The following is a 26,963-nucleotide window of genomic DNA, read 5'->3' on the forward strand; positions in this document are numbered from 1 at the left end:
GCCGCTGTGTCACGCCTTGTACTGGACCAGCGCCGTACGGGACCGGATCCCCAACTTGCGGTAGATCTGCCGCAGATGGAACCCGACGGTGTGGGGGGAGATGAACAGGTGGCGCGCGGCCTGTCGGTTGGTGAGCCCGCCGGCCACCAGTTCCGCCACCTTCCGTTCCGTCTTGGTGAGGCTCTCCCAGCCCGAGACCGGGCGCTTCGCCTGGGTCCAGTGCCGGCGCCGCACCCCGAGCCGGCGCAACAGGGCCCGTACACGGGCGGCGTCCCGCTCGCCGCCCAGGCCGCCGTAGGTGCTCATCGCCCGGTTCAGCTCGCCGATCGCGGTCTGGTCGTCACCGCGGTCGAGCAGCACACCGGCCCGGTCCTCGGCCGCCGCGGCCCGGGCCCACGGGTTCCGGTGCAGCCGGCTCGCCTGGGCCAGCGCGTCCGCGTCCTTCTCGGCGAGCGCGCGGGCATGCGTGGCCGCGGCGACGATCGCGGGAACGCGCGCATTGTGCCCGCGCAGATGCTCCGTCGTGTCGACGACCGTCCGCGCGAGGTCCGGCATGTCCGCGGCGAGCGCACAGCGCACACACCAGGCCGCGGCGGCCGAGTCCTCCAGAACGAGTTCGCGGAACGCACCCGGATGCGCCCCGATCTCCGACAGCACCTCCGTCGCCACCCGTGCGTCCGCCTGGGCCTCGGCCAGCTGCGCGTTCAGCAGCAGACGCGCGGCCCACCAGGGGCTGTGGGGATGCTGGGGGAAGTCCTTCTCCAGCGTCTCGATGTGCCCCTGCGCCTGGGAGAGCTCCCCCCGGCGCAGCGCGGCGAGGGCCAGCACCAGCCACGCCTGCGGGGCGAGCATCGGCACATACGGGCCGTCCGTGCCCACCCCGGCCTTCGCCGCCTCCTCGGCCTCGTCCAGCCGGCCCTGGGCGAGATGCAGGGGCGCCTGGAGCACCGGGGGGACGGCGGCGGCCAGCGTCCTCGACCCCGGTACGACGGTCCGGGCGAAGGACTGGACGACCGCCGTGGCCTCCTCGTACTCGTCGATCCTGGTGAGCGTGAAGGCCAGGAACCAGCGCGGATCGAGGAACGGTACGTCCTCGCCCCCGCGGTCGAGCGCGACGGCCTGACGCAGTATCCCCACCGCGTCGCCGACATGGCCGTCCCGCCACTGCGTGAACGCGTGGAAGGTCATCGCGCCGACCTGCACGGCCTGCGCGTGCCGGTCGGGCGCGCTGAGGATGGTGCGCGCACGCTGCACCGCGGTCTTGTCGCCGTTCAGATAGGAGGCGGCGAGATGGGTGAGCACGGCCTCCCGGCGCGGGGAGCCGTCCTCCTGCGCCGCGAGCGCGTCGCGCGCCGCCTGGTACGCCATCGGCGCGTTCCCGAGCAGGAGCAGCGCGGCCGCCATGGACGCCCGCAACGAGCCGATGTCCGCGGCGAGTTCCGCGGGCAGGGGGATGGCGAGCCGGGCGGCCTCGTCGATGGTGTCCTTGGCCAGGGTGATGGCCCGGTCCAGCCGGCCCGCCCTGGTGAACGCGTCGACCGCGGTCTTGGCCAGGCGCACCCGCTCGGCCCGCCCCGGCGGCAGCAGCTCCATGCCGCGGGTCGCCAGCGATGCCGCGGTCGACGGATCGGTGGCCAGCAGCCGTTGGGCGCCCTCGGCGATGATGCGCAGCGCCTCCGCGTTGCCGGGCCGGGCGACGTGCACCAGCTGGAGGGCGGCGCGCTCGATGCCGTCGGGGCGCGCCAGCAGCATCTCCGCCGCCTGCCGGCGCAGCAGCGCGCACACCGGTGGCGGCACGGAGTCGAGCAGGACACGCCAGACCGGCTCAGTGCGGAACGCGAGGTCACGCTCGCCGCAGACGACGAGCCCCCGGTCGACCGCTTCGTCCACCGCCGCCAGCAGGCCCACCGGCGCTTCGCCGAGCAGGGCCGACAGATCCTCCGGCGCGAACGGCGAACCGAGCACCGCCGCCAGTCTGAGCGCCCTTATGGTGGGCTCGGACAGCGTCCGCAGATCCTTCTGGACCAGCCTGGAAAAGCGCCTGGGCACCGGCGCCGGCAGACACACACCAGCCCCACCGGAGGTGCTGTCGGCCGAGCCGGGCCGCAGCCGCGAGGTGCCGTCCACCACACATAAGTCACCGTCCTCCACGAGCCCGCGCACCAGCTCGATCACCGCACGAGGTGTGTCGTTGACACTCTCGGCCAGGGCGAGGAGCGCGGGTTCGGGTACGGCCCCGGCACAGTCGGCGACCAGTCGGCTCAGCGCGTCGCCCGAGAGCGGCCCCAACTCCCGCAGGTGGTCCACCGGGAGCCGGCCCCGGAGCTTGCCGAGGCAGGTCAGCACCGACGCGTACGGCGTGGCGCCGCCGTCCGGGGTGAAGGCGAGCAGCCAGAGGATCGGGCGGCCGCCGAGGCCCGCGACGAGGTCGCACAAGACCGCCAGATCGCGGACGTTCGCCAGATGCAGATCGTCGAGTGTGACGACGGTGCGGACCTGTTCGGCCTTGGTGCGCAGCAGGGCCCGCGCCGCTTCGATCGCGAACGAGGCGCGCGGAGCGTGGAATCCGTCCTCGACGACACCGGGCGCGGGCGGGTGCGAACCGGTGGGCGCCGGAGCCGCCCTGGCGGTGGCATCGGAGCCGCAGGGGACGCCGCCCACGACCGAGAAGCCGTTCGCACCGGCCAGGGTGGCAGCTTCGCCGAGGAGCCGGGTCTTGCCCGCGCCGGGGGCCGCCTCCACCAGGAGCACCTTGCTGCGTCGCGTACTCGTCACCGTGTGCAGATTCGCGCTGATCTGTGCCAGCTGATCTTCCCGCCCCCGCACCGGCGGCAATGGTCGTGCAGTGGGCCCCATGACGCTCCGTATCCGAAATTGAAGAGACGCAGACTGTACGTACCCGTCTCCCCGCACGGTGTACACGGACATGAGCGCCATGAGGGGAGGCGCGGAGGGCTCACTGGTACGCAGGTGGTGCACACATGGCGCACATGTGCCCTTCAGCGCCTCCACAGCTCCCACCGTCCTCCGCTCTTGAACATTTCGCCGGCGTATACTTCAACAAATTGTTGAAGTCATCGTGTCTCCTATGGGGGGAAGTCATGCCTGCAACGGGGCAGGCGGTGCAGCGGCGGGGCTGGACTGCGGCCGATTTCGGGCGCGTACAGCTGCGCGGTATCGCGCAGGTGGCGCTGAGCACGAGTCCATGGACGGGACTGCTCTTCACCGCCGCGCTGTTCGCCGGGGAGCGGCGGATCGGGCTGTACGGACTGCTCGGCGCGGCGGTGTCCACCGCGGCCGCGGCCGTGCTGGGCGCCGACCGGGCCGGCCTCGCCAAGGGCCTTGAGGGTTACTGCGGTTGCCTCACCGGCATCGCCGTGGTCGTGCGGCTCGGCGCCTCGTGGGAGACCGCACTGCTGGCCGTCGGCGCCGCGGCGGTCTGCTCCGTGGTGGGAGCCGCTGCCGGCCGCCTCCTCGGCTGTTTGGGACTGCCCGCCCTGACCGCCCCCTTCTGCCTGGTCGCCGGCGTCCTGGCGAGCGCGCTGCCGACCGGCGTGCCCGCCCCCGCGCCCCCCGCTTCCCGCGACGGGTTCACCACCCTGACGGCCGCTCAACTCGCCCGTGCCTTCTGCGACAACCTCGGCCAGGTCTTCTTCCTCCACACCTGGTACGCGGGCCTGATCCTGCTCGCGGGTCTGCTGATGGCGTCCCGGAGAGCCGCCGCGGCCGCCGCGAGCGGCAGCTGCTTCGCGATCCTCACCGCCTGTGTCCTGGGCCTGCCCGCCGACCGGATCAGCGAGGGGCTCTACGGCTACAACGCGGTCCTCGTCGCCATCGCACTGGCCGCGACCTTCCTGCCCCTGACCCCCTGGACCGCCGGCTACGCCGTGGTCGCCGCCGTGTCCTCGGTCCCCTTCACCGCCGCCTGGGCCGCCTTCGCCCAGACCTACGGAGGATCCGCCTTCAGCTGGCCGTTCGTCCTGACGACCTGGCTCTTCCTGGCGGCCGCCCCGGCACTGGACCGGCCCGGCATCTCGTCCGCGAAAGCGGAGTGACGCCATGAATCTCGCACCGCGCCTATGCGCCGTCACGGTCCGCGTCGCGTCCGGGCAGCGACATCAGCCTGCCGCTCCACCGCTCCTCGCCGTCCGCGGCCGGCGTCACGCGCAGCGCGAAGGCGTCCTCCGCGAGGGCCAGGACGCTGTGCAGTGGAGCGGGCTGCCCGGGGACGAGGCCGAGAGGGCGCATGACGGCTTCGAGCCGCCGAGGGTCCCGGCCGGTCGGGTCGATCGGCTGAAGGGTGTCGAAGCCGACCACGACGTCGCCGTCGACGGCGTACGTGAACCAGTACATAGGCTTCTCGTTGTAGTGCAGCGCGACAGCCTCCGTCCCCCGCGAGACCGCGGACAGGATCCTCTCGTCCAGCCCATGGACACCTCCCTGCTCCCACGCCCACGTCCACGCACCGTCGGTACCGGTCGTCGCCACCGGCTCGTCCTCGTCGAGCAGGCTGTCACCGAACTCGCTGTTCAGGGCGGCGAAATCGCGCAGCGCCAAGGTGTCCGGATCGACCCGCATCCGGTTCAGCAACTCCACCGGAGACAAGCCCTTGGCGAAGGTCAGCGTGTAGATCGGTATGTCCGCGCGGAGAGAGTCCAGGCCACGTTCGGCGTCCGTAGTCGTCATGTCCGGGATGCTGTCACGCACCACTGACATTCCGGGTGCCGGTCAACTCGGGCGCGTCGAGTGCCGCGAAGAAACTCATAGCCCCGGGGGTGATCCGAAGCCTCAGGGTCGTACCAGGGCCGGCCTGGGGGCATCCCGGATGCCCTGCTGCCGGGTCGGGCAGCAGTATCGGGACCATGATCTCGGAACGGGTACGGCGCCTGGGCCGTGCGTGCGCTGATCCAGCGGCTCTCGGTGAACGCCTCGATGTTCCCCGCCCCGCCGAAGCGTGCGCCGGTGCCGGAGTCGGCGACGCCGCCGAAGGGGGCCACGGCCTCGTCGTGACGCCTGGCAGCCGCTGGTCGAGTGACCACCGGGCATCGACGCCCCCCGACGCGGTAGCGATCAACGTGCCTGCCGGAGCGGTTGCCGACCCGGTGAGCCAGGAAAGGGGCCGTCGTGACCCGGCGGAACGTCACTGTTGCCGTCACGGGCGCGGGCGGCACCGGGGTGGCCAAGGCCATGCTCGCCGCACTGCAGCGGGACGACCGGGTCGGCCACATCGACCTCCTCGTCTCGGTCGACGGCCGCAAGCTGGTGGCCTACGCATTCGAGACCGGCGAGGACACGGACTCGGTCCTCCGACCCCTGGAGGCGACGTCGCCGAAAGTGCGCTCCCTGGACCCGGCCGACATGTCCGGAGCGGTGACCAGTGGCAGCTGCCCGAGCGACGCGATGCTCATCCTGCCGTGTGCGGCCGGAGTGCTCGGACGCATCGCGCACGGCCACACGGAGAGCCTCGTCGAGCGAGCCGCCGACGTGATGCTGAAGCAACGGCGCCAACTCGTCCTGTGTCTCAGGGAAGCGCCGCTGAACCTCATCCATCTGCGCAACATGGTCGCCGCACCGAGGCGGGAGCCACCGTGTACCCCATGATCCCCACGTACGACAACGTGCCGGAGACGCTTGCCCAGCTGCGGGACGAGTTCGTGGAACGCGTCCTGGAGTTCCTGGGCCTGCCGGGCACGGATCGCTACCAGGGGGACGGCAGCGCCACCGCGGCACGGCGGGAGCGCACCCAGGCGCCGTAGCGGGCGGTCCGAGGACGGCGGACGGCGGTGAACCTGGCGGGCCGGGGGCTCAGCCCACTCGGCCGCCGATGCCGGAACGCCCTTCGGGGACGGCCAGCAGGCCGACCGCCACCTGCTCGCGCACCTGCTCGCCGAGCACGCCGGTGACCGCGTCGGTGATCGCGGAGATCAGGCGCGCGGGCGCGTCCGGTACGTCCGGGTGCCGGTAGGCCGCCTCGCGCAGGCTCAGGGTGATGTTCGGGGCGACCAGGTCGGTCGGCGCCCCGCCGATGCCGCGCCGGCGCGCAGGGATGCCGATGAGGTCGACCGCGACCATACGGCCGAACTGCTCGCCGTAGATGGATCCGACCGCGTCCGCGAGCCCCCGGATCAGGCCTTCTTCAGCCTTCCCGGCGAGGGCGGTTTCGCTGATGTGCACGGTGAAGTGAGGCATGGTGGAATCTCCGTTCGTGCCCGCCGTGGTGGGCGGATCGGGTGCTGGTGTCTTTGCAAGCAAAACACCTTTGTCATCAAAGATAAAGAACGAGGGGTGCGGAATGGCCGGATCTGTGCGGCGCGAGGCCGGAGCGGGAGAGGTGGACGCCGCCGTCCGCGAACTGCTGTTGCTCATGCCGCGCATGGCCGGCCGGGTGAAGCGCATTCCCGTTCCCGAGACCCTGGCGTCACAGTCGCTGGCACCTCGCCATCTCTCCCTGCTCTCCTACCTGTTGTTCGACGGCCCCATGACGGTCAACGACCTGGCGGCGCGTCTGGAGGTGGCGCCCACCACGGTCAGCCTGATGGTCGGGGACCTCAGTGAGAAAGGCATCCTGGACCGGCGCGAGGACCCCTCCGACCGGCGCCGCCGGATCGTGGCCATCGCCCCCGACCAGCACGAGGCGATCGCCGCCTGGCTCGCCCCCGGCGCCGAGGCCTGGCGTCGCGTCCTCACCCCGCTGACCCCGGCGCAACGGCGCCTCTTCGTCGACACCCTGCGGGCGTATGAGGCGGCGGTGGCGGAGGAGCGGGAGCGATAAGTCGTGCCGCTGTGAACGCCCTGCGTTTCTCGGCTACTTGACGGGTGTTTGGTCCGTACCTATGGTCATCGGTCAGCGCCACGTTCAAGCTGCCGCATGCTGTTCACATACGAGGACGTGTCTCATGCAGGAGATACCCGCTCGACGTCGTCGCAAGTCCCCCCGATCCGCTCTCGCGCTCGCCGCGGCGGCCGCCCTGCTGGCCACCGGCCTGCTCTCCTGGCCCGGCACCCAGCGGGCAGCGGCCGCTCCCGTCACCTTCGTCCACCCGGGCGTCACCGTCTCGCGTGCCCAACTCGACTTCGCGCGCGGCAAGGTGCTCGCGGGCGCCGAGCCCTGGAAGAGCGCCTACGACCAGATGATGGCCAGCCAGTACGCCAGCCTCGGCCGAACTCCCAAGCCCCGGGCGGTCGTCGAGTGCGGCCCCTACTCCAACCCCAACTACGGCTGCACGGACGAGCGTGAGGACGCCATCGCCGCGTACACCGACGCGCTCGCCTGGTACATCACCCGGGACGACCGGTACGCGAAGAAGGCGATCGAGCTGATGGACGCCTGGTCCGCCACGCTCACGGACCACACCAACAGCAACGCGCCCCTGCAGACCGCCTGGGCGGGAGCCTCCTGGGCCAAGGCCGCCGAGCTCATCACGCACACGTACACCGGCACCTGGGCCAACGCCGGCCGGTTCGCCACCCTGCTCCGCACCGTCTATCTGCCCGAGGTCATCAACGGCTCCAACTCCAACGGGAACTGGGAGCTGACGATGATGGAGGCCGCCATCGGCATCTCCGTCTTCCTCGAGGACAAGGTCTCCTACGACTCGGCCATGGCGCGCTTCCGCACCCGCGCGGCCGCCTACGTGTACCTCTCCTCCGACGGCGACCTGCCGAAGACCGTGCCGAGCCAGAACCTGAACACCCGGGACAAGATCGTCTCGTACTGGCAGGGCCAGTCCACCTTCGTGACCGGCCTCACCCAGGAGACCTGCCGCGACTTCACGCACACCGGATACGGCATCTCCGCCATCTCGCATGTTGCCGAGACCAGCCGGATCCAGGGCCAGGACCTCTACGGCACCGACGTCGGCGAACGGCTGCGGCAGGCGCTCGGCTTCCAGTCGAAGTACGAACTGGGCGCCGCGGTCCCGAGCTGGCTGTGCGGCGGCTCCCTCAAGCTCGGCCTCGGCCCCGTCACCGAGGTCGGCTACAACGCCCTGCACAACCGCCTGGGCATCGCCATGACGAACACCCAGACCCTGACCGAGCGAAACCGCCCGGCCGGCACCAACAACCTCTTCGTGGCCTGGGAGACCCTCACCGACGGTGACAACCCGAACTGACCGTGGCAGCGGTCCGGTTCCGAGCCCGAACCGGCGGCCGATCACGCCGTAGCGGCGAGTTCGACGAGATGGCGGGCCGTGCCGGCCGGGTCGACGATCTGATGGAGGTGCGCGCCGGGCAGATGTGCCACCCGCCAGCCGCGTGCCCGCGCCTCGGCGGCGAGGCCGTCGTACGGCGGCCCGAACAGCAGGTAGGAGCAAGGGTGGTCGTCCCAGCCGTCCGGGACCGGGATGTGCTGCTCGTAGTAGGACAGGGGCAGGGCGGGCTGTTCCTCGATGACGGTCTGCCGCACCGTCGGATCGGAGAACATCGGCGCCACGTCGGCCTCGTCCCACCAGTCGGTCCAGCGCGGCAGCGTGCCGTTGACGGCCTTCGGGCGGAGGAAGTCCAGCAGGTCGGGTGCGGCGACGGGGGTCGGTCCGCGCCGGGCCGGCAGAGCGGCGTCCACGAAGACCGAGCCGGTCACGGGATGGTCGAGACCCGAGCGAATGACCGGGAGGAACAAGCCCGCGTTGCTGTGCGCCACCAGCGTGACGGCGCTGCCGGCCGAGACCTGCCGTAGATCGGCGCGGACCGCGTCGACGACACGGGGCCAGAAGGGCGGAGCACCGGAGCCGATGTGCAGCAAGGAGGGCACCCGCACCTGGTGTCCCGCCGCCACCAGGTGTTCGGCGACGGGACGCCAGGTCGAGGGACCGACGGACGGACTGTGCACGAGAACGAAGACCGGTTCCATGTGGTGATGGTGTCGCCTGTGCCGGGGGAGGCGCGACCGTCTCGGCCGACAGCAGAACGCTCGGTACGACGGACCCGGGCGGGTGACGGCCCCGGTCCGCGGGGAACGCGCTGTCCTGCCCCGCAATGTTCGTGGGTGCCCTTTACGGCAGATCCGCGGAGCGGGGACGCTCCTTGTGGTTCCCTGGTGTTGATCGGGAGGAGCCACATGAGGGTCGTCATCACCGGTGCGTTCGGCTTCCTGGGACGTCGGCTCGCGGCCACCCTGTTGCGGACGCGGACGTTCGGCGGCATACCGGTCGAACGACTGGTCCTCGCCGACCGCGCCGTACCGCCCGACGCGTCCGTGGCGGCCGACCCGCTGGTGGACGTCGTGCACGGCGACCTGATCGACCGCCTGGACGAGGTGTTCGCGGAACCGGTCGATGTGGTGTTCCATCTCGCCGCCGCCGTGTCGGCCGAGTGCGAGGCCGATGTCGACCTCGGTATGCGCGTCAACGTGGACACCACCCGCGCCCTGCTCGATGCCGCCCGTGCACAGGCGGCCACCGGCGGACCCGTGCCGCGAGTGGTGTTCTCCAGCAGCCTCGCCGTCTACGGCTCCGGCCCAGGTCTGCCCCTGCCCTCGCCGGTCAGCGAGTCGACCCTGCCCGTGCCGCGGTCGAGTTACGGGACGCAGAAGCTCATCTGCGAACACCTCATCGCGGACTACACCCGCCACGGTTTCGTCGACGGACGTGTCGCCCGCCTGATGACCGTCTCGGTGCGGCCCGGCACACCGAACGCGGCCGCCTCCGGCTTCCTCTCCGGCATCATTCGCGAGCCCCTGGCAGGGCTCCCCGCGATCTGCCCGGTGCGGCCCGACCTGCGCGTGGCCCTGGCCTCACCACGACGTACGGTCCAGGGGATCCTGCGCGTCGCGGAGGCCGAGCGCGGCGCCGGGCCGGGACGTCTCGACGGCCCGTTGCCGGTCAACCTTCCCGCGCTCATGGTGTCGGTCGCCGACATGCTCGCCACCCTGCGCCAGGTGGCGGGTGACGCCGTCGCCGACCTGGTGACCATCAGTCCGGACCCCGCCGTCGAGGCCATCGTGGCCTCCTGGCCCGCCGTCTTCGACCACACGCGCGCCGCCGCACTCGGCCTGGCACCCGACCCGGGCTTCCTGTCGCTCGTGCGGGACTACCTCACCGACCACGCCGACGCCGTCCGCCTCGACCTCGGGGCGGCACCTACGAGCTGACGGAGGCGGCGCCGCGGCGGGTCTCCGCGAGGTGGAGGTCGATGTACCGGGTGAGGGTCAGCGCGTCCTTGGGCTCATCGGCGTGGAAGGCGATACGGCGGAGCAGGCCCACGTCGCGGAGCGTCACTCCTTCGCGGGCGAGGACGAAGACGAGGGCGAGGAAGGCGGACCGGGCGTTGCCGTCGTCGAACGGGTGGAAGAAGCAGACGTCGAGGTAGGCGCGAGCGGCTCGGGCGGTCAAGGGGAGCGAACCGTCGCCCTCGGCGCTCTCGGCCAGGCAGGCGTCCAGGCGCGCACGGGTCCCCGGGGAGATGCCGTACCGCTCCCGGCCGCCCTTGGCGAAGGCGGGCAGGGTGCGGAACGCGGGCGGCTGTGGCGTCCCCAGGACGTACTGCTGCCAGCCGCTGAGCAACTCGACGTCGAGCGGGGCGCTGTGTGCCGCGTCGGCGCGAAGCCGGTCGAGTGCGGTGAGCAGGCCTTCGGCCCGGGCGGGGTCCAGGGCGCCGTCGAAGGCGCGGATGTTCTCGGCCGCCCCGTCGCGCGACGGCGTCACCGGCCCGTCCCCACCTCCGGCCGGGGCTTCGTGCCAGGCCACGGTCTCACGTACGGCGAGCCACTGTTCCAAGTGGTCGCGCACCGGCGGCTCGGTGGGCCCTGCCCCGTCCTCCGGCCGCAGTGTCCGCGCGAGCCGCTCCGCGATGTCATGGACCAGTACGGTGTCGGGGCCGGTCCAGCTGTGGAACCGCCCGCCGATCGCCTGGTCGATCGCGTCCTGTGCGGCGGCGGGGGCGACTCCCCAGCGGCTGAGGAACCAGTCGAGCACCTGCCGGCAGTGCCCGTACCAGCCGCTGCCGCAGCCGGTGCGGTCGACGACCTGCAGGATCAGGTTGTGTGCCGCGCACTCCCACAGGATCCGCTGATCCTCGATGCCGGCCAGTTCCAGCGGGTACGCCGCGAACCACCCGGCGAGGCTCTCCAGCCACGCCCGCCACTCGCACAGCGCCGCGACGACGCGTTCGAGCGTCTCCTCCGGCGTGGTGATCGAGTGCTGCGGGCAGCACCAGCTCCCGACCGGACCTCCGTCGAAGTCTCCTTCGTCATGTGCCCAGCGCCAGCCCACGACCCAGCGACCGTAGCGCTCCGCCAAGGCGTACGACATGGCGTCGGCCCAGACCTTGCCCTCACCCCAGCTCCAGGCGCTCATCGCCGGACTACCGAAGGGGACATCCGGCCGGCCGGGCACGCGCCGGGCCGGACCGAGCGAGCGCACCTCCCGCGCCGCCGCCGCGCTGTCGAAGGGATGACGAGCGGGGTCCACCTCGTCCCAGCTCAGGTGACGAGGATTCAGCTCATGTATCACCGGGCGAGCCTGCCATGTCCGCCCCGGCCCCTGGCAAATGGTTAACGGAGGTGCCGGCGGACTTGGTCAGGGCCTGTTCTACGGGGCGGTCGGGCGGTCCGCCGTGACGAGCCACGAGGTGCTGCGGAGCAGGACGGTGCCGGCGGGCGTCTCGTGGGCACGGAGATGGTCGATCAGGGTGCGGCGGGCGCGGGCCTGTGTGGGCGCGTCGGTCTGGTCCATGAGGTGGCGGCCGGGGCCGGTGTTGAGCAGGAAGTCCGCCGCGTCCTCGGCCCCCTCTCCCCATTCCCCGTCCGCCTGTGCCCGGTTGACGGTGACGGCGGTGTAACCGGCCGCGGTGAGGACTTCGCGGATGCGGTCCGGGTCGGCCAGGGAGAACATGCCGGGCAGTCCCGGTCGGCCGAGGTCGCCGACCGGCAGGATGGCGCGCAGCGAGTTCACGGCCACCACCCAGCCGTTCCGCTCGGGCTCGGCCGGGCAGACGAAGGCCAGGCGGCCGCCGGGCGTCAGTGCCCGGCCGATGTTGGCGAAGGCGGCCACGGGGTCGGCGAAGAAGATCACGCCGAAGCGACTGATCGCCGCGTCGAACGCGCCCGCGTCGAAGGGGTGGACCTGCGCGTCGCCTTGTGTGAAGGAGACGTTGGTGATGCCCTCCCGCTCCGCGCGGGCCCTCGCCTCGGCCAGCATGGGGGCGGACAGGTCGAGGCCCAGTGCGTGCCCACGAGGCGCCCTGAGTGCGGCGAGGCGTGTGGTCTGTCCGGAGCCGCAGCCGATGTCCAGGATCCGATGGGTCCCGGTGAGGGCCGCCGCGTCGAGCAGCGGTTCGTCGAAGCCCTCGTTCACGGCGTTCCAGCGGTCCTGGTGGCGGGCCCAGTGGGTGCCCTCGGGGCCGTTCCATGCGCGTGCCTGCTCCGTGTTGGCGACGTCGGACACGGGTGCCTCCTGCGATGGGTGAAGGGTATGGGCGTACGCCCAAACTGTATGGGCATGTGTCCAAACCTGCAATCTCCGTTACCATCTCCGGAGTTGCGCGCCGTGCGGACGGCGGGAACGGAAGGGAAGAGGGGCCATGTCACCGCGCGGAGTGGCGACGCCGGACGTACGCGAGCAGTTGTTCGCAGCCGCCGAGCGCGTTGTGGAGAGACAGGGACCCGGCGCCCTCACCAGCCGGGCGGTCACCACCGAGGCAGGCTGCGCCAAGGGGCTGCTGCACACGCACTTCGCGGGGATGGACGAGTTCGTGGCCGAGCTCTGCCTCAACCGCTTCGCGCGGACCGCCGCGCAGGCGGAGTCGCTCTCGGAGCTGGCAGGGCAGAACACGGTGACGGGGAATCTCGATGCCGTCGCCCGTGCGCTGTTCGACTCCGGCGGCCTGGCGATATCGGGGCTCGCCATGGCCCGCCCCGGCACCATGCTGCGGGTCCGCGCGGCCCTGGAAGGCGGGGCGCTGGGCTTCGACGCGATCCAGCGGGCCATCACCGGCTATCTGCAGGCCGAACAGCGGCTCGGCCGGGTGGCGGAGTCCGTCGACCCGGGCACCGTGGCCCTTGCCATCGTCGGCACCGCCCACCACCTGCTGATGACCGGCTGGCCGGGCACGCCCGATCCCGGACCCGCCATGACGCGCCTGGTGACCGTGCTGGTGGGCGGCTAGCCGACCGCCGAGGCCGTACGACCCGCACCGGCCCTGCGTGCGACGACGGCACTCACCGGGGAGCGGTGGAATCGTGCCCGTCGCGCGGCGCGACGTGGAAGTCGAACGCGAGCGTCCCGGGATCAAGGGCCGTCGCACCGCCGTCCACGGTGAGCACCGCTCCGTTGACGTACGACGCCGCCGGGGACAGCAGCCAGCCGATCGCCTCCGCGACCTCGCGCGGCTCACCCGGTCGCCCCTGCGGCAGCAACCGGGTCGCCTCCGCGTAGGCAGCCTCCACGCCTCCGTCCCGCAGGTCCGCCACTTCCGCGAAGCGCGCCATGCGCCGGTCTGCCATCTCGGTCCGGACCCAGCCGGGGCACACGATGTTGGCACGCACCCCCTGACGCCCGTAATCGACGGCCACGGAACGGCAGAGCTGGAGCAGGGCCGCCTTGGAGGTGGCGTACGGGGCGTTGCTCGTGCCGTTGCGCAGGGCGGACACCGAGGCTACGGCGACCACCGCGCCTCCGGCCTCCAGCAGATGCGGAATCGCCGCGCGCAACAGCAGAAGCGGGCCGGTGACGTTGATGCGCAGCACCTCGTCCCAGTCCCGCAGAGACAGGTCCCCCACAGCCCCGCCGCGCCCGATTCCCGCGTTCAGGACCACCCCGTCGAGCCGCCCGTACGCGGTCAGGGCCGCCTGGACGAGCCCCTCGGCCGCCTCGGGCTCCCCGACATCCGACGGGTGGGCCAGAGCCCCGGTCTCCTGCGCGAGGCGTTGGAGGGGTTCGGCGCGGCGACCGGAGACGACCACGTGATGGCCCTCCTCACGCAACAGCCGGGCCGTGGCCTCCCCGATGCCCGTGCCTGCGCCGGTCACGACGACAACTCGCTTGTCCGCCACGGTAGTCAGGCCCCCTCCGTCGAGATCATCCGGAGCATCCGACTCTAGGACCGACGGCTCGCGCGTCGGCGACTTCCGGCCAGGGAGGGCCGCCCGGACGCTCTCGAGAGCGCCGGACGGTTCCGGAGACAGCGCCCTGCCCGAGTGCACGCAGGGCGCCGACAACACGCACACGGTGGTCAGCACGACCACGCCACCGAAAGCGAGCTTTCACTCGCGCGCGGCGCTCACCTGCCGGCCGCTCCCGTGCGCAGGCCGTCCATGACCAGGTCGAGGAGGCGGGTGGCGCGTGGCTGCCAGTCGTCGTGGGGGTCGAGTTGCCAGAGGCCGGCGATGGCGAGGATGAAGTCGTCCGCGGTGACTCCGGACCGGATGGTGCCCGCTTCCTCGCTGGCGCGGAGCAGGAGTTCCGCCGCGGCGGTCACCGGCGTGTGGGGCGGTTTCGCCGGGCCCCCGGGGGCGCCGGTGACCTGCCGTATCGCCTCGGCCAGTCCGGCCTTGGTCATGGCGTACTCGGCGAGCCGGTCCATCCAGGCGCGCAGGGCCTCGTCGGGTGCCCGGGTCTCGAGCAGGTGGGTCGCGTGGTCGGCGACCTGCTGCGTCTCGTGGCGGTAGATCTCGAGGACCAGTGATTCGCGGTTGGGGAAGTTGCGGTAGAACGTGCCCTGCCCGACCCCGGCCTTCCTGGCGATCGTGCTCAGCGGGGCGTCCGCGCGCCGCGACAGTTCGGCGAGTGCCACTTCCAGGATGCGCTCGCGGTTGCGCTGCGCATCCGAGCGCCGGGGTGAGTCCTTCTGCTGGGGCACTCGTCCTCCTCGAGGGTCCGTGGCCGAACCCCGCCCTTGCTAACCGGACAACTGTCCGTTACGTTTCCAGGTAACGGACAGCTGTCCGGTTACGTCCACCATAGCTGCGGACACGGCCCTACGGCAGTCGCCGGCTGCCCTGTCCGGTCCCAGAATCCCGCACCCTTGCTTCGCCCTGTGGCGCGGGTCCGTACGACGCGTTTGCGGCGCCGTCCGGTACCCAGCCGCCGGACCCTTTCCGTCTGTCCCGTACATGCGAAAGAAGCGGCTCATGGACTCATCGACGTCCAGTGTCATCACTTTGAAGATCAACGGCGAGAAACACACACTGCCCGTCGACCACCGCACCACCCTGCTCGACGCACTCCGTGAGCGCCTCGACCTCACCGGCACCAAGAAGGGCTGTGACCAGGGGCAATGCGGAGCCTGTACCGTCCTGCTGGACGGGCGCCGGGCGGTCGCCTGCCTGCAACTGGCCGTGGCCGCCGAGAACCGCGAGATCACCACCATCGAGGGCGTGGCCGACGGAGACGCACTGCACCCCGTCCAGCAGGCGTTCCTCGACCTGGACGGTTTCCAGTGCGGCTACTGCACCCCGGGCCAGATCTGCTCGGCGATCGGGGTCATCGAGGAACACGCGGCGGGCTGGCCGAGCGCCGCCACCGAGGACGTCCGCCCCGGGGCGGGGCCGCCGTCGCTGACCGCCGAGGAGATCCGGGAGCGGATGAGCGGCAACCTGTGCCGCTGCGGCGCCTATGTCTCGATCGTGGAAGCGGTGGCCCGCGCGGCACAGGCCCGGGAGAACGAGGCCAAGGAGGCTGCGGCATGAGGGAGTTCGGCTATCAGCGGGCCTCCGACGTCGCCGGCGCCGTCGCGCTGCTCGGCGCCGATCCGGACACCCGCTTCCTCGGTGGCGGCACCAACCTCGTCGACCTCATGAAGAGCGGCGTCGAGCGACCTGCCCGGCTGATCGACATCCGCGAACTCCCGCTGGACGAGGTCGAGTCGACGCCCGAGGGCGGCCTGCGCATCGGGGCCACCGTCACCAACGGCGACCTGGCCGCCCACCCCGAGGTCCGGCGCCGCTACCCCGCGCTCACGCAGGCGGTGCTGGCGGGCGCCTCGGGACAGCTGCGCAACATGGCCACGGTCGGCGGGAACCTGCTGCAGCGCACCCGCTGCGGCTACTTCACCGACGTCACCAAATCCTGCAACAAGCGTGCGCCCGGCAGCGGTTGCCCCGCCATCGAGGGCGAACACCACAACCACGCGATCCTGGGCGCGTCCGGCCACTGCGTCGCCGTACACCCCTCGGACATGGCCGTGGCCCTCACCGCCTTCGACGCCGTCGTCCACTTCGAAACGGCCGACGGGCCGGGGGAGTCGGCGCTCGCCGACTTCTATCTGCCCGTCGGGGACACCCCGCACCGCGAGACCGCCCTGCCGCCGGGTGCGCTGATCACCCACGTCACGCTGCCGCCCGCCCCGGTCGCCGCCAACTCCCGCTATCGCAAGGTGCGCGAGCGTGCATCGTACGCCTTCGCCCTCGGCTCCCTCGCCGCCGCGCTCGACGTCCGTGACGGCGTCGTACGGGACGCCCGCCTGGCCTTCGGCGCCGTGGCCTCCCGGCCGTGGCGGGCCACGGCGGCCGAGCGGGTCCTGGCCGGTGCGCCGGCCGGCGAGGAGACCTACGCCGCCGCGGCGGACGCCGAGTTGGCGGCGGCACAGCCACTGGCGCACAACGGCTACAAGGTGGAGCTGATCCGCGGTCTCGTCGTGGCCGTCCTGACCGAACTCGCCGAGGAGGCCGCACGATGAGCACCCTCACCACCACAACCGCCCTGCAGGCGCCCGCTGTTGGCACCGCACACACCCGTATCGAGGGTCGGGACAAGGTCACCGGAGCCGCCCGCTACGCCGGAGAGGTACCCTTCGCCGACCTCGCGTACGGCTTGCTCGTGCTGTCGACCGTCGCGCGCGGCCGTATTCGCGCCCTCGACACCGAGCCCGTCCTCGCCATGCCCGGTGTCCTCGCCGTCCTGGACCACCGCAACGCCCTGCGCCTCGAGACCGACTACACCGGTCTGCTGGGCATGCGGCCGGACCCGACCTGCGCGGTCTTCCAGCACGATCGGGTGCCGCACCTGGGCTGGCCGGTGGCGCTGGTCGTGGCCGAGACCTCCGAGCAGGCCAGGGAGGCCGCCGAGGCGCTCGTGGTGCGCTACGAACAGGAGCCCCACGACGTCGAGTTCGGCGGCGAGCGCCCCGACGCCCACCCGGCGGAAGGGCACATGCCCGCGGTGACGGAGAAGGGCGACCTCGACGCCCAACTGGCCTCCTCGGCCGTCGTCGTGGACGCCGAGTACACCACCCCCGAAGAGCATCACCACCCGATGGAGCCCCATGCGGCGACCGCCCGCTGGGACGAGGGCCGCCTGGAAGTGATCGACTCCAACCAGGGCGCCACCTGGGTCGTCGGCGAACTCGCCAACCTCTTCACGCTCGACCCGGCCTCGGTGCACGTACGCTCCGAACACGTCGGCGGCGGCTTCGGCAGCAAGGGCGTCCGCGCCCACCAGGTGGCCGCCGTGATGGCCGCGACCGTCCTGCGGCGGCCGGTACGGGTGGTCCTGACCCGGCGTCAGATGTTCTCGCTGGCCGGCTATCGCAGCCCCACCGCCCAGCGCGTCAGGCTCGGCGCCGACGCCGACGGACACCTGCGCGCCCTGGAGCACCGCTCGCTCAGCCTCACCTCCACCGTGTACGAGTTCGTCGAGCCGAGCGCCGGGGTGGCCCGGGTGATGTACGACGCGGACGCCCACCACACCGCCAACCGCGTCGTACGGCTCGACGTACCGACTCCGACGTTCATGCGGGGGCCGGGCGAGGCGCCGGGGTCGTTCGCGCTGGAGGCCGCGCTGGACGAACTCGCCGAGAAGTGCGGGATCGACCCGATCGAGCTGCGCCTGCGCAACGAACCCGACAAGGGCCCCGTCTCCGGCCTGCCGTTCGCCGGCCGTAACCTGGCAGCCTGCTTCCGTGCGGGCGCCCGCAGGTTCGGCTGGGCGGACCGGGACCCGCGCCCCGGGATGCGCCGGGACGGCCGCTGGCTGCTCGGTACGGGCACGGCGGCGGCCTCCTTCCCGGCGGGTGCCCAACCGTCCACCGCGAGCGCGACCGCGCACCCGGACGGCACCTTCACCGTCCGGATCTCCGCGGCCGACATCGGCACCGGCGCCCGTACCGCACTCACCCTGGTCGCCGCCGACGCGCTGCGGACCTCTCCCGACCGCGTCCATGTGCGCATCGGCGACAGCGACTTCGGCCCGGCGATGATCGCGGGCGGTTCCATGGGCACCCGCTCCTGGGCCTGGGCCATCGGGATCGCGGCGGGTGAGCTGCTGGAGCGTCTGGCCCTGGGCACCGCCATCCCGCCCGAGGGAATCACGGTGCGCTCGGACTCCACCGCGGCCGTCGGGGCTCTCGCCGCCGCCGAACGGCACTCCTTCGGGGCGCAGTTCGCCGAGGTCGCCGTGGACGCCGACACCGGCGAGGTGCGGGTGCGGCGCATGCTCGGCATCTTCGCGGCGGGCCGGATCGTCAACCCGCTCACCGCACGAGGGCAGTTGCTGGGCGGCATGATCTGGGGCATCTCCATGGCCCTGCACGAGGAGGCGGTCCGGGACCTCGAGTCGGGCGGCCATGTGGGCGCCGACCTCGCGGGCTACCACGTGGCGACCCACGCCGACGTGCCCCGCATCGAGGCCGACTGGATCGACGACACCGATCCCGACGACCCGGTCGGCATCAAGGGCATCGGCGAGGTGGGCATCGTCGGCGCCGCGGCCGCCATCGCCAACGCGGTCTGGCACGCGACCGGCGTACGCCACCGCAGCCTGCCCATCCGGCCGGACCGGGTGCTGTCGGCCGCAGCGGAGGCGCCGGATGCTTGACCTGGCCGAGGAGTTGACCGGCTGGATCGAGGAGGGCCGGGAGTTCGCCGTAGCGACCGTGGTGGCCGTCGGCGGCAGCGCGCCGCGCGGACCCGGCGCCGCCCTCGCCGTCGACGGCGCGGGCACCGTCATCGGCTCGGTCTCCGGCGGCTGTGTGGAGGGCGCGGTGTACGACCTGTGCCGCGAGGCGCTGCGGACCGGGCAGAGCGTGCTCGAACGGTTCGGGTACAGCGACGAGGACGCCTTCGCCGTGGGGCTGACCTGCGGCGGGACGATCGACGTACTGATCACGCCGGTGACCGGCCCGGCGGTGACGGTTCTGGCGTCGGCCCTGTCGGCCGGCGCCCGGCGCGAACCGGCCGCCCTCGCCCGGGTCGCCCGCGGCCCGGCCGAACTCCTCGGGCGCGCCCTGCTGGTCCGGCCCGACGGTACGTACGAGGGCGGTCTCGGCGGCCATCCGGACCTGGACCGGGTGGCGGCGGCCGAGGCCCGCGCCCTGCTGGAGGCGGGCCGTACCGGCACGGTGGACCTGTCGGCGAGCGCAGCGAGACGGGGGTCCCCCCGGACGGAGTCTGGGGGAGGCTCGTACTGCCCCGGCGGTCTCACCCTGCTGGTCGAGTCGAACGTGCCGCCCCCGCGCATGATTGTCTTCGGCGCCGTCGACTTCGCCGCGGCGCTGGTGCGGGCCGGCACGTTCCTCGGGTATCACGTGACCGTCTGCGACGCCCGCCCGGTCTTCGCCACGCAAGACCGCTTTCCCGAGGCCGACGAGGTCGTCGTCGACTGGCCGCACCGCTACCTTCGGCGCACCGGGACCGACACCCGAACGGTGCTGTGCGTGCTCACCCACGACGCGAAGTTCGACGTACCCCTGCTGACGGCGGCCCTGCGGATGCCGGCGGCGTTCATCGGCGCGATGGGCTCGCGCCGCACCCACGAGGACCGGGCCCGGCGGCTGCGGTCGGAGGGCGTGACCGAGGCGGAGCTGGCCCGACTGCGCTCACCGATCGGCCTCGACCTCGGTGCCCGGACGCCGGAGGAGACGGCGCTGTCGATCGCGGCGGAGATCGTCGCTCTCCGGCGGGGCGGGACGGGCCTCCCGCTCACCGGTGCGAAGACTCCGATCCATCACGACGGCCGAGAACATGACGGCCGAGAAAGAGGGAGGCGGGCAGCGGCCTGAAGGAGTAGAATATTCATCGACCGATGAATTACTGCTCAGTGCTCTTGCGAAGGGCAGGACTGCCCATGGAACAGACCACGTGCTGCGTCGTCGGCGGCGGCCCCGCGGGCATGGTGTTCGCCCTGCTGCTGGCCCGGTCCGGCATCGACGTGACGGTCCTGGAGAAGCACGGCGACTTCCTGCGCGACTTCCGCGGCGACACCGTCCACCCCTCCACCCTGGCGCTGCTGGACGAACTCGGTCTGGCCGAGCGCTTCGCCCGGCTGCCGCAACGCCGGGTCCGCACCGTGCAGCTGCCGGTCGGACCCGGCCGCTCGACGGTCACGGTCGCGGACCTCTCCGTGCTGCCCGGTCCCTACAACTACGTCGCGATGGTGCCCCAGTGGGACCTGCTGGACCTGCTCGCGGACGAGGCCGCCCGCGAGCCGTCCTTCCACCTGCGGATGAACACGGAGGCGACCTCCTTCCTGGTCGAATCCGGACGCGTGACCGGGGTGCGCTACCGCACCTCCGACGGCCGCACCGGCGAGCTGCGCGCCCTCCTCACCGTCGCCTGCGACGGCCGCGGCTCCCTGGCCCGCTCCCGGCCCGAACTGCGACTGCGCAGCTTCGCCTGCCCGATGGACGCCTGGTGGTTCCGGCTGCCGCGCCGGGAAGGCGACCCCCAGGGACTCGTCGGCGCCGCCGGTGACCGCTTCCTCACCGCGATGATCGACCGCGGTGACTACTGGCAGTGCGCCGGACTCATCCCCAAGGGCACGGACAGTCGGCGCCGCGCCGCCGGCCTCGACCGATTCCTGGCCGAGTTCACGGCTGCCGCGCCCTGGATGGCCGACCGCGCGCACGCCCTGCGCTCGTGGGACGACGTCAAGCTCCTCGACGTACGCCTGGACCGGCTGCGCCGCTGGCACCGACCCGGTCTGCTGTGCATCGGCGACGCCGCGCACGCCATGTCCCCGGTCTTCGGCATCGGCATCAACCTCGCGGTGCAGGACGCCGTGGCCGCCGCCCGCTGTCTCACCGTGCCGCTGCGCCGGGGGACCGTGGGCCTGCGCGACGTACGCCGCGTGCAGCGCCGCCGCCGTCCGACCACGGTCGTCACCCAGGCCCTCCAGCGGGCGGCCCACGCCCGGGTCATCGCCCCCGTCCTGCAGGGCCGGCCACCGCTCGGCAGCGCGGACCGGGCCCAGCGCGTGGCACGCCTGGTCGCCGAGTCGCGCTGGATCCGTCGGATCCCCGCGTACTTCGTGGCCTACGGCGCCCTCAGGGAACGGCCACCTGAGGCGGCGGTCCGCCGAATGCCGTCAGCCACCGCGCCGCTCGGCGAGAAAGGCCCTGCGGCCAAGGCGTCTCCCTGAAACCGCGGAAACTGCCGGGGCGGTGTACGGCGGGATCGTGGAACGGTTCGCGAAGCACCGCGCCGACGGCACCATCGTCGAGGTGCCGGACCTGGACGCCGCCCTGAAACCGGCGGCGAGCTCCCGGTGCCCGACGGCTGGGTGGAGGTGCGTCCGATTGACGAGCGCTGACCCGGCCGGCGCCCGGGACACCCGGTCGCTGATCGAGCGGCTCATCCGCGAGGAGGCGGGCCGGCTGACCGCCGGCCTGGTCCGGCTCCCGGGCGACTTCGACCTGGCCGAGGAGATGGTCGGCGAGGCCGTCGTGGAGGTTTTGCGGCCCCGGCCGAGCACCTGCTGCCCTCCCGCGCTGGACGCGGACGCCCAGGTCGCCCTGACCCTGCGCGCGGTGGTGGGCCTGACCACCGCAGAGATCGCGCGCGTTCCTGGTGCATGCGCGTACCTGCTCTTCAACGAGGGCTGCTTCACCACCGGGGCAGACCTGGGGGTACGGCGCGCGTTGATCGACGACGCGGAACGGCTCGCCGCGCTTCTTGCCGGCGCCCTGCCCCAGGAGCCGGAGCCACTCGGCCCGCTGGCCCTGATCCGCCTGCACGCGGCCCGCCGGCCCGGCCGCCTGGACACCGACGGACGGCTCGTCCTGCGCAGCGGATCCGCAGCGCATCCGCCCTCATCGAGCGGGCGGCCGTGTTCGACAGGCCCGGCCCCTGGCAGATCGAGGCCGCCATCGCCGCCGTGCACTGCGAGGCGCCCAGCTGGAAGGAGACCGACTGGCCCCAACTCCTACGGCTCTACGGCATGTTGCTGGCCGTCGACCCCTCACTGAGAGCGGAACTGATGCCCCCGTCGGTGAGCGACGAGCGCGTGGACGAACTGGGGCGTGAGATCTCGCGGATCGCCGACCTGGTGCTGCGCGGGACCGAGAGCGCGGACGAGGAGATCAGGGCGTTCAACGCGCGGACCGGCCACGGCTACGCGGCTCTCGACTTCGCCGGGTACCACGGCAGCCGGGACCTGGCCGACTTCGCGCGGGAGGCCGCTCGGCCGGCCCGGCCCCGGATCGCGGACATCACCCGGGACGAACTGGTCGAGATCGTCCGCAGGCTCCTCGCCGGCACCCCGGAGAGCGACCACCACCTACGGCTCCTCGAAGCCAACGTGCCGCATCCCCGGGGCGGCGGCCTGCTCTTGCACCCTCCGGCCGACCTGCGAAACGCCTCGGCCGAGCAGATCACCGACAGAGCCCTCGGACACCGCCCGATCGCCCTGTGAACTGGATGACGTCCCCTCAGCGCAGGTTCTGTCCGAACCGTGCCGTGATCCACGCGGCGCCGCGTTCGGCCAGGGCCCGCCGTCGTGCCCATCGGGAGCGGCGCGCGACGGTGGGCAGGGGGCGTGTCTGTGTCGGGAGGGCTGCCAGGGTGGCGAGACGGGCGGCGGCGTGCGCCAGTTCCGCCTGAAGCCGTTGGCGCCGTTCGGAGGAACCTGCCCTCAATAACGCCGAGTAGAGTCCCTCGATCTCGGCCACGGCAGCGCCCAGTCGCAGATTCGCATCGCGTACTCGCTGCATGTCCCCGCGTGGCATGAACGCACTTCCTTCCCCCGATGCCGAGGTCACCCTCGTCGGATTTAATTATTGCGCAATGCGGCAAGTGCCGCTTGCTCTTATGTCCCACCGTGCGTCGGCAGTCATTCCTGTACGGGCTCGCACATATCAGTGTTCATTCGCACTCCGCTGTGTTAGAAATCTGCCATGGGTGTCGCCAGTCGTTTGGACCTGACCCTGCGGTTGGTGCAGGGCTCCGACCGGGTCTCCGTGTCGGAGCTCTCCCAGCGCCTGGGCGTGTCGGAGATGACCGTGCGCCGGGACCTGGACGCGCTGGAGCGCCAGGGCCTGGTGCGCCGGGTGCACGGTGGTGCCGTCGCCGTGCGTGCGCATGACGGCGCTGCCGGGTTCTCCGTCCGGGAGGGCTGGCAGGCCGCCACCAAGGACAGGCTCGGGGCGGCCGTCGCCGGGCTCGTGGAGCCGGGCTCGCGGGTGTTGCTCGACGCCGGGACCACGACCGTGCACGTCGCCGAACACCTGGCGGCACGGGCCCCGCTCACCGTCGCGGTGCTGAGCCTGCAGGCCGCCGTACGGCTCGCCGACCGGCCGGGGATCGAGCTGCTGGTGGTCGGGGGCCTGTCCCGCCCCGGCGAGCGGTCCTTGGTCGGACCGCTGGCGCTGCGCACCCTGGAGACCCTCGCGTTCGACTGCTTCGTGATGTCCATCGGCGGCGTGCACGCCGAGCACGGCTGGTCGGAGTTCTCGCTGGACGACGCCGCCGTCAAACAGGCCGGGCTCGCCCAGGCCGGCCGTGTGATCGCGGTCGCCGACGCCACCAAGCTGGGCGTACGGGCCTTCAGCCAGGTCGCCCCGCTCGACGCCGTACACGCCTTCGTCACCGACACCGCCGCCACCGACCCGGCCACCCACCCCGGTGGCCCCGCCACGCTGGACGCGCTGCGCGACGCCGGCGTCGAGACGCTGCTCGCCTGACCGTCCCTCTACAGCCTCCGATTACCGTGTTTCCCTGGGGAGTTGATTCACCGTGACCACCACACCCCGCCCGTTGATGATCCTCGTCGCCGGGCCCTACCGCTCCGGTACGAGCGACGACCCCGCCCTGCTGAAGGCCAATGTCCGCGCGATGAACGACGTCGCGCTCGACCTCTTCCGTGCCGGACACCTGCCCGTCACCGGCGAAGCCCTCGCGCTGCCGCTCCTGGAGAGCGCGGGCAGCACCGGGCCCGGTGACGCGCTCTTCCAGGAGATCTTCCATCCCGCCGCCGAGCGGCTCCTCGCGCGCTGCGACGCGGTGCTGCGCATCGGCGGGCCGTCCGAGGGCGCGGACCGGATGACCGACCAGGCCCGCGCCGCCGGCAAGGCCGTCTACGCCCGCCTCGCCGACATCCCGGCCGCCCGATGACCGCCGGCCTCGACACCCCCGACCGCCGCGGCCGTACCCGCCTCGACCAGCAGGGCCGCGATCTGACCGGCAACCCCCGGGTGCGCGTGCGCGAGGTCGAGGTGCTGTCCTGCGACTGGTACGTCCTGCGCAAGACCACCTTCGACTACCAGCACAGCGACGGACACTGGAGCCGTCAGCAACGCGAGACCTACGACCGTGGCGACGGCGCCACGATCCTGCTGTACAACGCCGAACGCCGCACCGTCCTGCTCACCCGTCAGTTCCGCTTTCCCGCCTACGTCAACGGACACCCCGACGGCATGCTGCTCGAGACCGCCGCCGGACTGCTGGACGGGGACAGCCCCGTGGACGCGATCCGCCGCGAGGCCGCGGAGGAGACCGGACACGACATCGGCACCCCCGAGCACCTCTTCGACCTCTACATGAGCCCCGGCTCGGTCACCGAACGCCTGCACTTCTACGCGGCCCCCTACGACGCCCCCGCCCCGCAGGCCACGCACGGTGTCGCGGCCGAGGGGGAGGACATCACCACCGTGGAACTGCGCTTCACCGACGCCCTCGCCATGATCCGCAGCGGCGCCATCGCGGACGCCAAGACCGTCGTCCTGCTCCAATGGGCCGCCCTCCACGGCCCCTTCCGCCCCGACGGCCTCGCCTGACCGGTTCAGAGCTGCGCCGTGTGGTCGGGGACGTAGGTCTGCAGATCACGCGGCGGTCGCTCGTAGCCCGTGGACGGCGGCGGCTCGGGGAGCTCCAGCACCGGTGGCGGTACCTCGTGGTAGGGGACGGACGCCAGCAGGTGGGCCATCATGTTCAGCCGCGCACGTCGCTTGTCGTCGCTCTCGACGACGTACCAGGGTGCCTCCGCGATGTCGGTGTGCACCATCATGTCGTCCTTCGCCCGGGAGTACTCCTCCCAACGCGTGATCGACTCCAGGTCCATCGGCGACAGTTTCCAGCGCCGCAGGGGATCCTCCAGGCGCCGCCGGAACCGCTCCAGCTGTACCGCGTCGCTCACCGAGAACCAGTACTTGCGCAGCAGGATCCCGTCCTCGACCAGCATCCGCTCGAAGATCGGGCACTGCCGCAGGAACAGTTGGTGTTCCTCCTTGGTGCAGAAACCCATGACGCGCTCGACCCCGGCCCGGTTGTACCAGGACCTGTCGAAGAGGACGATCTCCCCGGCGGCGGGCAGACGCTCGACGTACCGCTGGAAGTACCACTGGGTGCGCTCGCGTTCCGTCGGCTTGGGCAACGCCGCGATCCTGGCGACACGAGGGTTGAGATATTCGGTGACCCGCCGGATGGCGCCGCCCTTGCCGGCCGCGTCCCGCCCCTCGAAGACCACCACCAGCCGGGCGCCCTCGGCCCGCACCCACTCCTGCAGTTTCACCAACTCGGTCTGCAGACGCAGCAGTTCGGCTTCGTACGTCTTGCGCGGCAGCGTCTCCGGGTTCTTGTCCTTCATGGTCCCATTGTCCCCTCGGCACCGCCTTCCGGCTGGTTCAGCGCAGGCGCGGCGTACTCCTACGGCGTGAACGGTCGGTCCCCGTCGGCGGAGCACGCCGCTTCCTGGGCCGCCATGACCTCGTCGCCGTACTCGAAGGCCCAGGCGCCGAAGGCGTCGATGGGGGCCAGCAGGGTCCGGCCCAGCGCGGTGAGCTCGTACTCGACCCGTGGGGGTGCCCCGGGGTGGGCGTGCCGCTCGACCAGGCCGTTGAACTGCAGGCGCCGTAGCGTCTCGGTGAGGACCTTGGAGCTGATGCCTCCGATCCGCTCCCGGAGTTCGACCGGACGCATGGGGCCGTCGCGCAGCGCCCAGAGCACCACGGCGTTCCAGGTGTTGGAGAGCAGATCGAAGGCGAGTCGGGCGCGGCAGTCGGCGAGGAAGGCGTCGGTCGTCACGTACCACATGGTGCCCGACGGGCCCCCTAGCGTCGGAGTGAACGGTCGAAGCCGACGCGGAGAGGGAACGTGTGATGAGGATCGGTGTACTGGGCACGGGCAACATGGCCGACGCGCTCGCCACCCACTGGGCGCGGGCCGGGCACGAGGTGACCATCGGGGGACGGGACCCGCACAGGGCGGAGCGGCTTGCGTCGCGCGTCGGAGGCGGTACGAAGCCCGCCGGGCTGCGTGCGGCGGCCGAGTACGGCGACGTGGTGCTGGCCGCGCTGCCCTTCGGGGCGGGAGCGGAGGTGGTACGGGAGTTGCGCGCGGCCCTGGACGGCAAGGTGCTGCTGGACTGTTCCAACCCGGTCGGGCCGGGCTTCCGGCTGCTGACGGAGGGCGGACCCTCGGCGGCCCGGCGACTGGCCGCGGCAGCACCGGGAGCCCATGTGGTCAAGGCCTTCAACCTCTGCCACGAGGACGTGTGGCGCATGCGCCCGCCCGTCTTCGACGGCAGGCCGCTGGCCGTTCCGGTCTGCGGCGACGACGAGACGGCCCTCGCACGCGTCCGCGAGCTGGTGCGGGACGTCGGCTGCGCACCCGTGGCCGGCGGTGGTCTCGAACGCGCCGGGCTCCTGGAAGCGACCGCCGCGCTGTTCATCGGGCTGTGGGTCGGCGAGGGGGCGGACGCCCAGGCGATCGCCCCGCCACTGGCCTACGCGACCGGCCCCGGCCACCCGGAGACGGAGGGCGGCGGCGCACCGTAGTTTCGATGGCGGTCGTATTATGGCCTGACCGTATCGAAGCCACC

28 protein-coding genes are annotated in these 26,963 nt (G+C 72.1%); 18 read left to right on the forward strand and 10 right to left on the reverse strand.

Features of this window, described 5'->3' with window-relative positions:
• Positions 1–9: 9 nt before the first annotated feature.
• Positions 10–2,928: a LuxR C-terminal-related transcriptional regulator gene (locus ACH47Z_RS05840; protein ID WP_399070906.1), complete on the reverse strand. Its 2,919-nt coding sequence runs from the start codon at positions 2,926–2,928 to the stop codon at positions 10–12.
• Between the two features lie 173 nt (positions 2,929–3,101).
• Between ACH47Z_RS05840 and ACH47Z_RS05845 the strand changes: the two genes are divergently transcribed.
• Positions 3,102–4,055 carry an urea transporter gene (locus ACH47Z_RS05845; RefSeq protein WP_399070908.1) on the forward strand — a complete coding sequence of 318 codons (954 nt, stop codon included), beginning with the start codon at positions 3,102–3,104 and terminating at the stop codon, positions 4,053–4,055.
• A 22-nt stretch (positions 4,056–4,077) separates the two neighbouring features.
• On the opposite strand, the gene ACH47Z_RS05850 is transcribed toward ACH47Z_RS05845, so the two are convergent.
• Positions 4,078–4,686 carry a DUF6461 domain-containing protein gene (locus tag ACH47Z_RS05850; RefSeq protein ID WP_399070910.1) on the reverse strand — a complete coding sequence of 203 codons (609 nt, stop codon included), beginning with the start codon at positions 4,684–4,686 and terminating at the stop codon, positions 4,078–4,080.
• 438 nt (positions 4,687–5,124) lie between these two features.
• Between ACH47Z_RS05850 and ACH47Z_RS05855 the strand changes: the two genes are divergently transcribed.
• Positions 5,125–5,601, forward strand: coding sequence for a flavoprotein (locus ACH47Z_RS05855; protein WP_399070912.1), 477 nt, complete (start codon positions 5,125–5,127; stop codon positions 5,599–5,601).
• On the forward strand, positions 5,598–5,756 hold the full coding sequence (locus tag ACH47Z_RS05860) for a hypothetical protein (RefSeq protein WP_399070913.1): 159 nt from the start codon (positions 5,598–5,600) through the stop codon (positions 5,754–5,756). The genes ACH47Z_RS05855 and ACH47Z_RS05860 overlap by 4 nt, the downstream gene beginning before the upstream one ends.
• 49 nt (positions 5,757–5,805) lie before the next feature.
• Here ACH47Z_RS05860 and ACH47Z_RS05865 read toward each other — a convergent pair whose 3' ends face one another.
• Positions 5,806–6,189, reverse strand: coding sequence for a hypothetical protein (locus ACH47Z_RS05865; protein WP_399070914.1), 384 nt, complete (start codon positions 6,187–6,189; stop codon positions 5,806–5,808).
• Between the two features lie 103 nt (positions 6,190–6,292).
• Here ACH47Z_RS05865 and ACH47Z_RS05870 point away from each other — a divergent pair, with 103 nt between their 5' ends.
• Positions 6,293–6,772 (forward strand): MarR family winged helix-turn-helix transcriptional regulator, encoded by a 480-nt coding sequence (locus ACH47Z_RS05870; protein ID WP_399070916.1) that lies wholly within the window; start codon positions 6,293–6,295, stop codon positions 6,770–6,772.
• Between the two features lie 124 nt (positions 6,773–6,896).
• On the forward strand, positions 6,897–8,114 hold the full coding sequence (locus ACH47Z_RS05875) for an alginate lyase family protein (protein ID WP_399070918.1): 1,218 nt from the start codon (positions 6,897–6,899) through the stop codon (positions 8,112–8,114).
• A gap of 41 nt (positions 8,115–8,155) precedes the next feature.
• Here ACH47Z_RS05875 and ACH47Z_RS05880 read toward each other — a convergent pair whose 3' ends face one another.
• Positions 8,156–8,851: an alpha/beta hydrolase gene (locus ACH47Z_RS05880; RefSeq protein ID WP_399070921.1), complete on the reverse strand. Its 696-nt coding sequence runs from the start codon at positions 8,849–8,851 to the stop codon at positions 8,156–8,158.
• Between the two features lie 207 nt (positions 8,852–9,058).
• Here ACH47Z_RS05880 and denD point away from each other — a divergent pair, with 207 nt between their 5' ends.
• Positions 9,059–10,090, forward strand: a complete 1,032-nt coding sequence (denD, locus tag ACH47Z_RS05885) for a D-erythronate dehydrogenase (RefSeq protein WP_399070923.1) — start codon at positions 9,059–9,061, stop codon at positions 10,088–10,090.
• On the opposite strand, the gene ACH47Z_RS05890 is transcribed toward denD, so the two are convergent.
• Positions 10,080–11,450: a Fic family protein gene (locus ACH47Z_RS05890; protein WP_399070925.1), complete on the reverse strand. Its 1,371-nt coding sequence runs from the start codon at positions 11,448–11,450 to the stop codon at positions 10,080–10,082. The genes denD and ACH47Z_RS05890 overlap by 11 nt on opposite strands.
• Before the next feature lie 78 nt (positions 11,451–11,528).
• Positions 11,529–12,383 (reverse strand): class I SAM-dependent methyltransferase, encoded by an 855-nt coding sequence (locus ACH47Z_RS05895; RefSeq protein ID WP_399070927.1) that lies wholly within the window; start codon positions 12,381–12,383, stop codon positions 11,529–11,531.
• Positions 12,384–12,519: 136 nt separating this feature from the next.
• Between ACH47Z_RS05895 and ACH47Z_RS05900 the strand changes: the two genes are divergently transcribed.
• Complete coding sequence (locus tag ACH47Z_RS05900; protein WP_399070928.1) at positions 12,520–13,104, forward strand: TetR/AcrR family transcriptional regulator; 585 nt, start codon at positions 12,520–12,522, stop codon at positions 13,102–13,104.
• A gap of 52 nt (positions 13,105–13,156) precedes the next feature.
• Here ACH47Z_RS05900 and ACH47Z_RS05905 read toward each other — a convergent pair whose 3' ends face one another.
• A complete protein-coding gene (locus ACH47Z_RS05905; protein ID WP_399070931.1) occupies positions 13,157–13,990 on the reverse strand; it encodes an SDR family NAD(P)-dependent oxidoreductase in 834 nt (277 codons plus the stop codon).
• Positions 13,991–14,217: 227 nt separating this feature from the next.
• Positions 14,218–14,796: a TetR/AcrR family transcriptional regulator gene (locus ACH47Z_RS05910; protein ID WP_399070933.1), complete on the reverse strand. Its 579-nt coding sequence runs from the start codon at positions 14,794–14,796 to the stop codon at positions 14,218–14,220.
• A 271-nt stretch (positions 14,797–15,067) separates the two neighbouring features.
• On the opposite strand from ACH47Z_RS05910, the gene ACH47Z_RS05915 reads away from it, so the two are divergent.
• From ACH47Z_RS05915 to ACH47Z_RS05960, 10 genes are all read left to right on the forward strand, one after another.
• On the forward strand, positions 15,068–15,625 hold the full coding sequence (locus ACH47Z_RS05915) for a (2Fe-2S)-binding protein (protein ID WP_399070935.1): 558 nt from the start codon (positions 15,068–15,070) through the stop codon (positions 15,623–15,625).
• Positions 15,622–16,614 (forward strand): FAD binding domain-containing protein, encoded by a 993-nt coding sequence (locus ACH47Z_RS05920; RefSeq protein WP_399070937.1) that lies wholly within the window; start codon positions 15,622–15,624, stop codon positions 16,612–16,614. Before ACH47Z_RS05915 ends, ACH47Z_RS05920 begins: the two co-directional genes overlap by 4 nt.
• The gene (locus tag ACH47Z_RS05925) at positions 16,611–18,749 is read left to right on the forward strand and encodes a xanthine dehydrogenase family protein molybdopterin-binding subunit (RefSeq protein WP_399070939.1); all 2,139 of its coding nucleotides are present in this window, start codon (positions 16,611–16,613) and stop codon (positions 18,747–18,749) included. The genes ACH47Z_RS05920 and ACH47Z_RS05925 overlap by 4 nt, the downstream gene beginning before the upstream one ends.
• On the forward strand, positions 18,742–19,932 hold the full coding sequence (locus ACH47Z_RS05930) for an XdhC family protein (protein ID WP_399070941.1): 1,191 nt from the start codon (positions 18,742–18,744) through the stop codon (positions 19,930–19,932). Before ACH47Z_RS05925 ends, ACH47Z_RS05930 begins: the two co-directional genes overlap by 8 nt.
• A 65-nt stretch (positions 19,933–19,997) precedes the next feature.
• A complete protein-coding gene (locus tag ACH47Z_RS05935; protein ID WP_399070942.1) occupies positions 19,998–21,290 on the forward strand; it encodes an FAD-dependent oxidoreductase in 1,293 nt (430 codons plus the stop codon).
• 37 nt (positions 21,291–21,327) lie between these two features.
• Positions 21,328–22,116, forward strand: a complete 789-nt coding sequence (locus ACH47Z_RS05940; protein WP_399070944.1) for a DUF6596 domain-containing protein — start codon at positions 21,328–21,330, stop codon at positions 22,114–22,116.
• Between the two features lie 23 nt (positions 22,117–22,139).
• Positions 22,140–22,562, forward strand: coding sequence for a hypothetical protein (locus ACH47Z_RS05945; protein WP_399070946.1), 423 nt, complete (start codon positions 22,140–22,142; stop codon positions 22,560–22,562).
• A gap of 481 nt (positions 22,563–23,043) precedes the next feature.
• Entirely contained in the window at positions 23,044–23,829 is a 786-nt protein-coding gene (locus ACH47Z_RS05950; RefSeq protein ID WP_399070948.1) for a DeoR/GlpR family DNA-binding transcription regulator, read from the forward strand.
• Positions 23,830–23,905: 76 nt separating this feature from the next.
• On the forward strand, positions 23,906–24,259 hold the full coding sequence (locus ACH47Z_RS05955; protein WP_399071384.1) for a DUF4406 domain-containing protein: 354 nt from the start codon (positions 23,906–23,908) through the stop codon (positions 24,257–24,259).
• Entirely contained in the window at positions 24,256–24,921 is a 666-nt protein-coding gene (locus ACH47Z_RS05960) for an NUDIX domain-containing protein (protein WP_399070950.1), read from the forward strand. The genes ACH47Z_RS05955 and ACH47Z_RS05960 overlap by 4 nt, the downstream gene beginning before the upstream one ends.
• Before the next feature lie 5 nt (positions 24,922–24,926).
• Here ACH47Z_RS05960 and ppk2 read toward each other — a convergent pair whose 3' ends face one another.
• Both ppk2 and ACH47Z_RS05970 read right to left on the reverse strand, forming a co-directional pair.
• Entirely contained in the window at positions 24,927–25,730 is an 804-nt protein-coding gene (ppk2, locus tag ACH47Z_RS05965) for a polyphosphate kinase 2 (protein ID WP_399070952.1), read from the reverse strand.
• A gap of 59 nt (positions 25,731–25,789) precedes the next feature.
• A complete protein-coding gene (locus tag ACH47Z_RS05970; protein ID WP_399070954.1) occupies positions 25,790–26,167 on the reverse strand; it encodes a winged helix-turn-helix transcriptional regulator in 378 nt (125 codons plus the stop codon).
• 74 nt (positions 26,168–26,241) lie between these two features.
• On the opposite strand from ACH47Z_RS05970, the gene ACH47Z_RS05975 reads away from it, so the two are divergent.
• Positions 26,242–26,919 carry an NADPH-dependent F420 reductase gene (locus ACH47Z_RS05975; protein ID WP_399070956.1) on the forward strand — a complete coding sequence of 226 codons (678 nt, stop codon included), beginning with the start codon at positions 26,242–26,244 and terminating at the stop codon, positions 26,917–26,919.
• Positions 26,920–26,963 lie beyond the last annotated feature (44 nt).

The organism is Streptomyces sp. NPDC020192 (assembly GCF_044388685.1).
GTDB lineage: Bacteria > Actinomycetota > Actinomycetes > Streptomycetales > Streptomycetaceae > Streptomyces.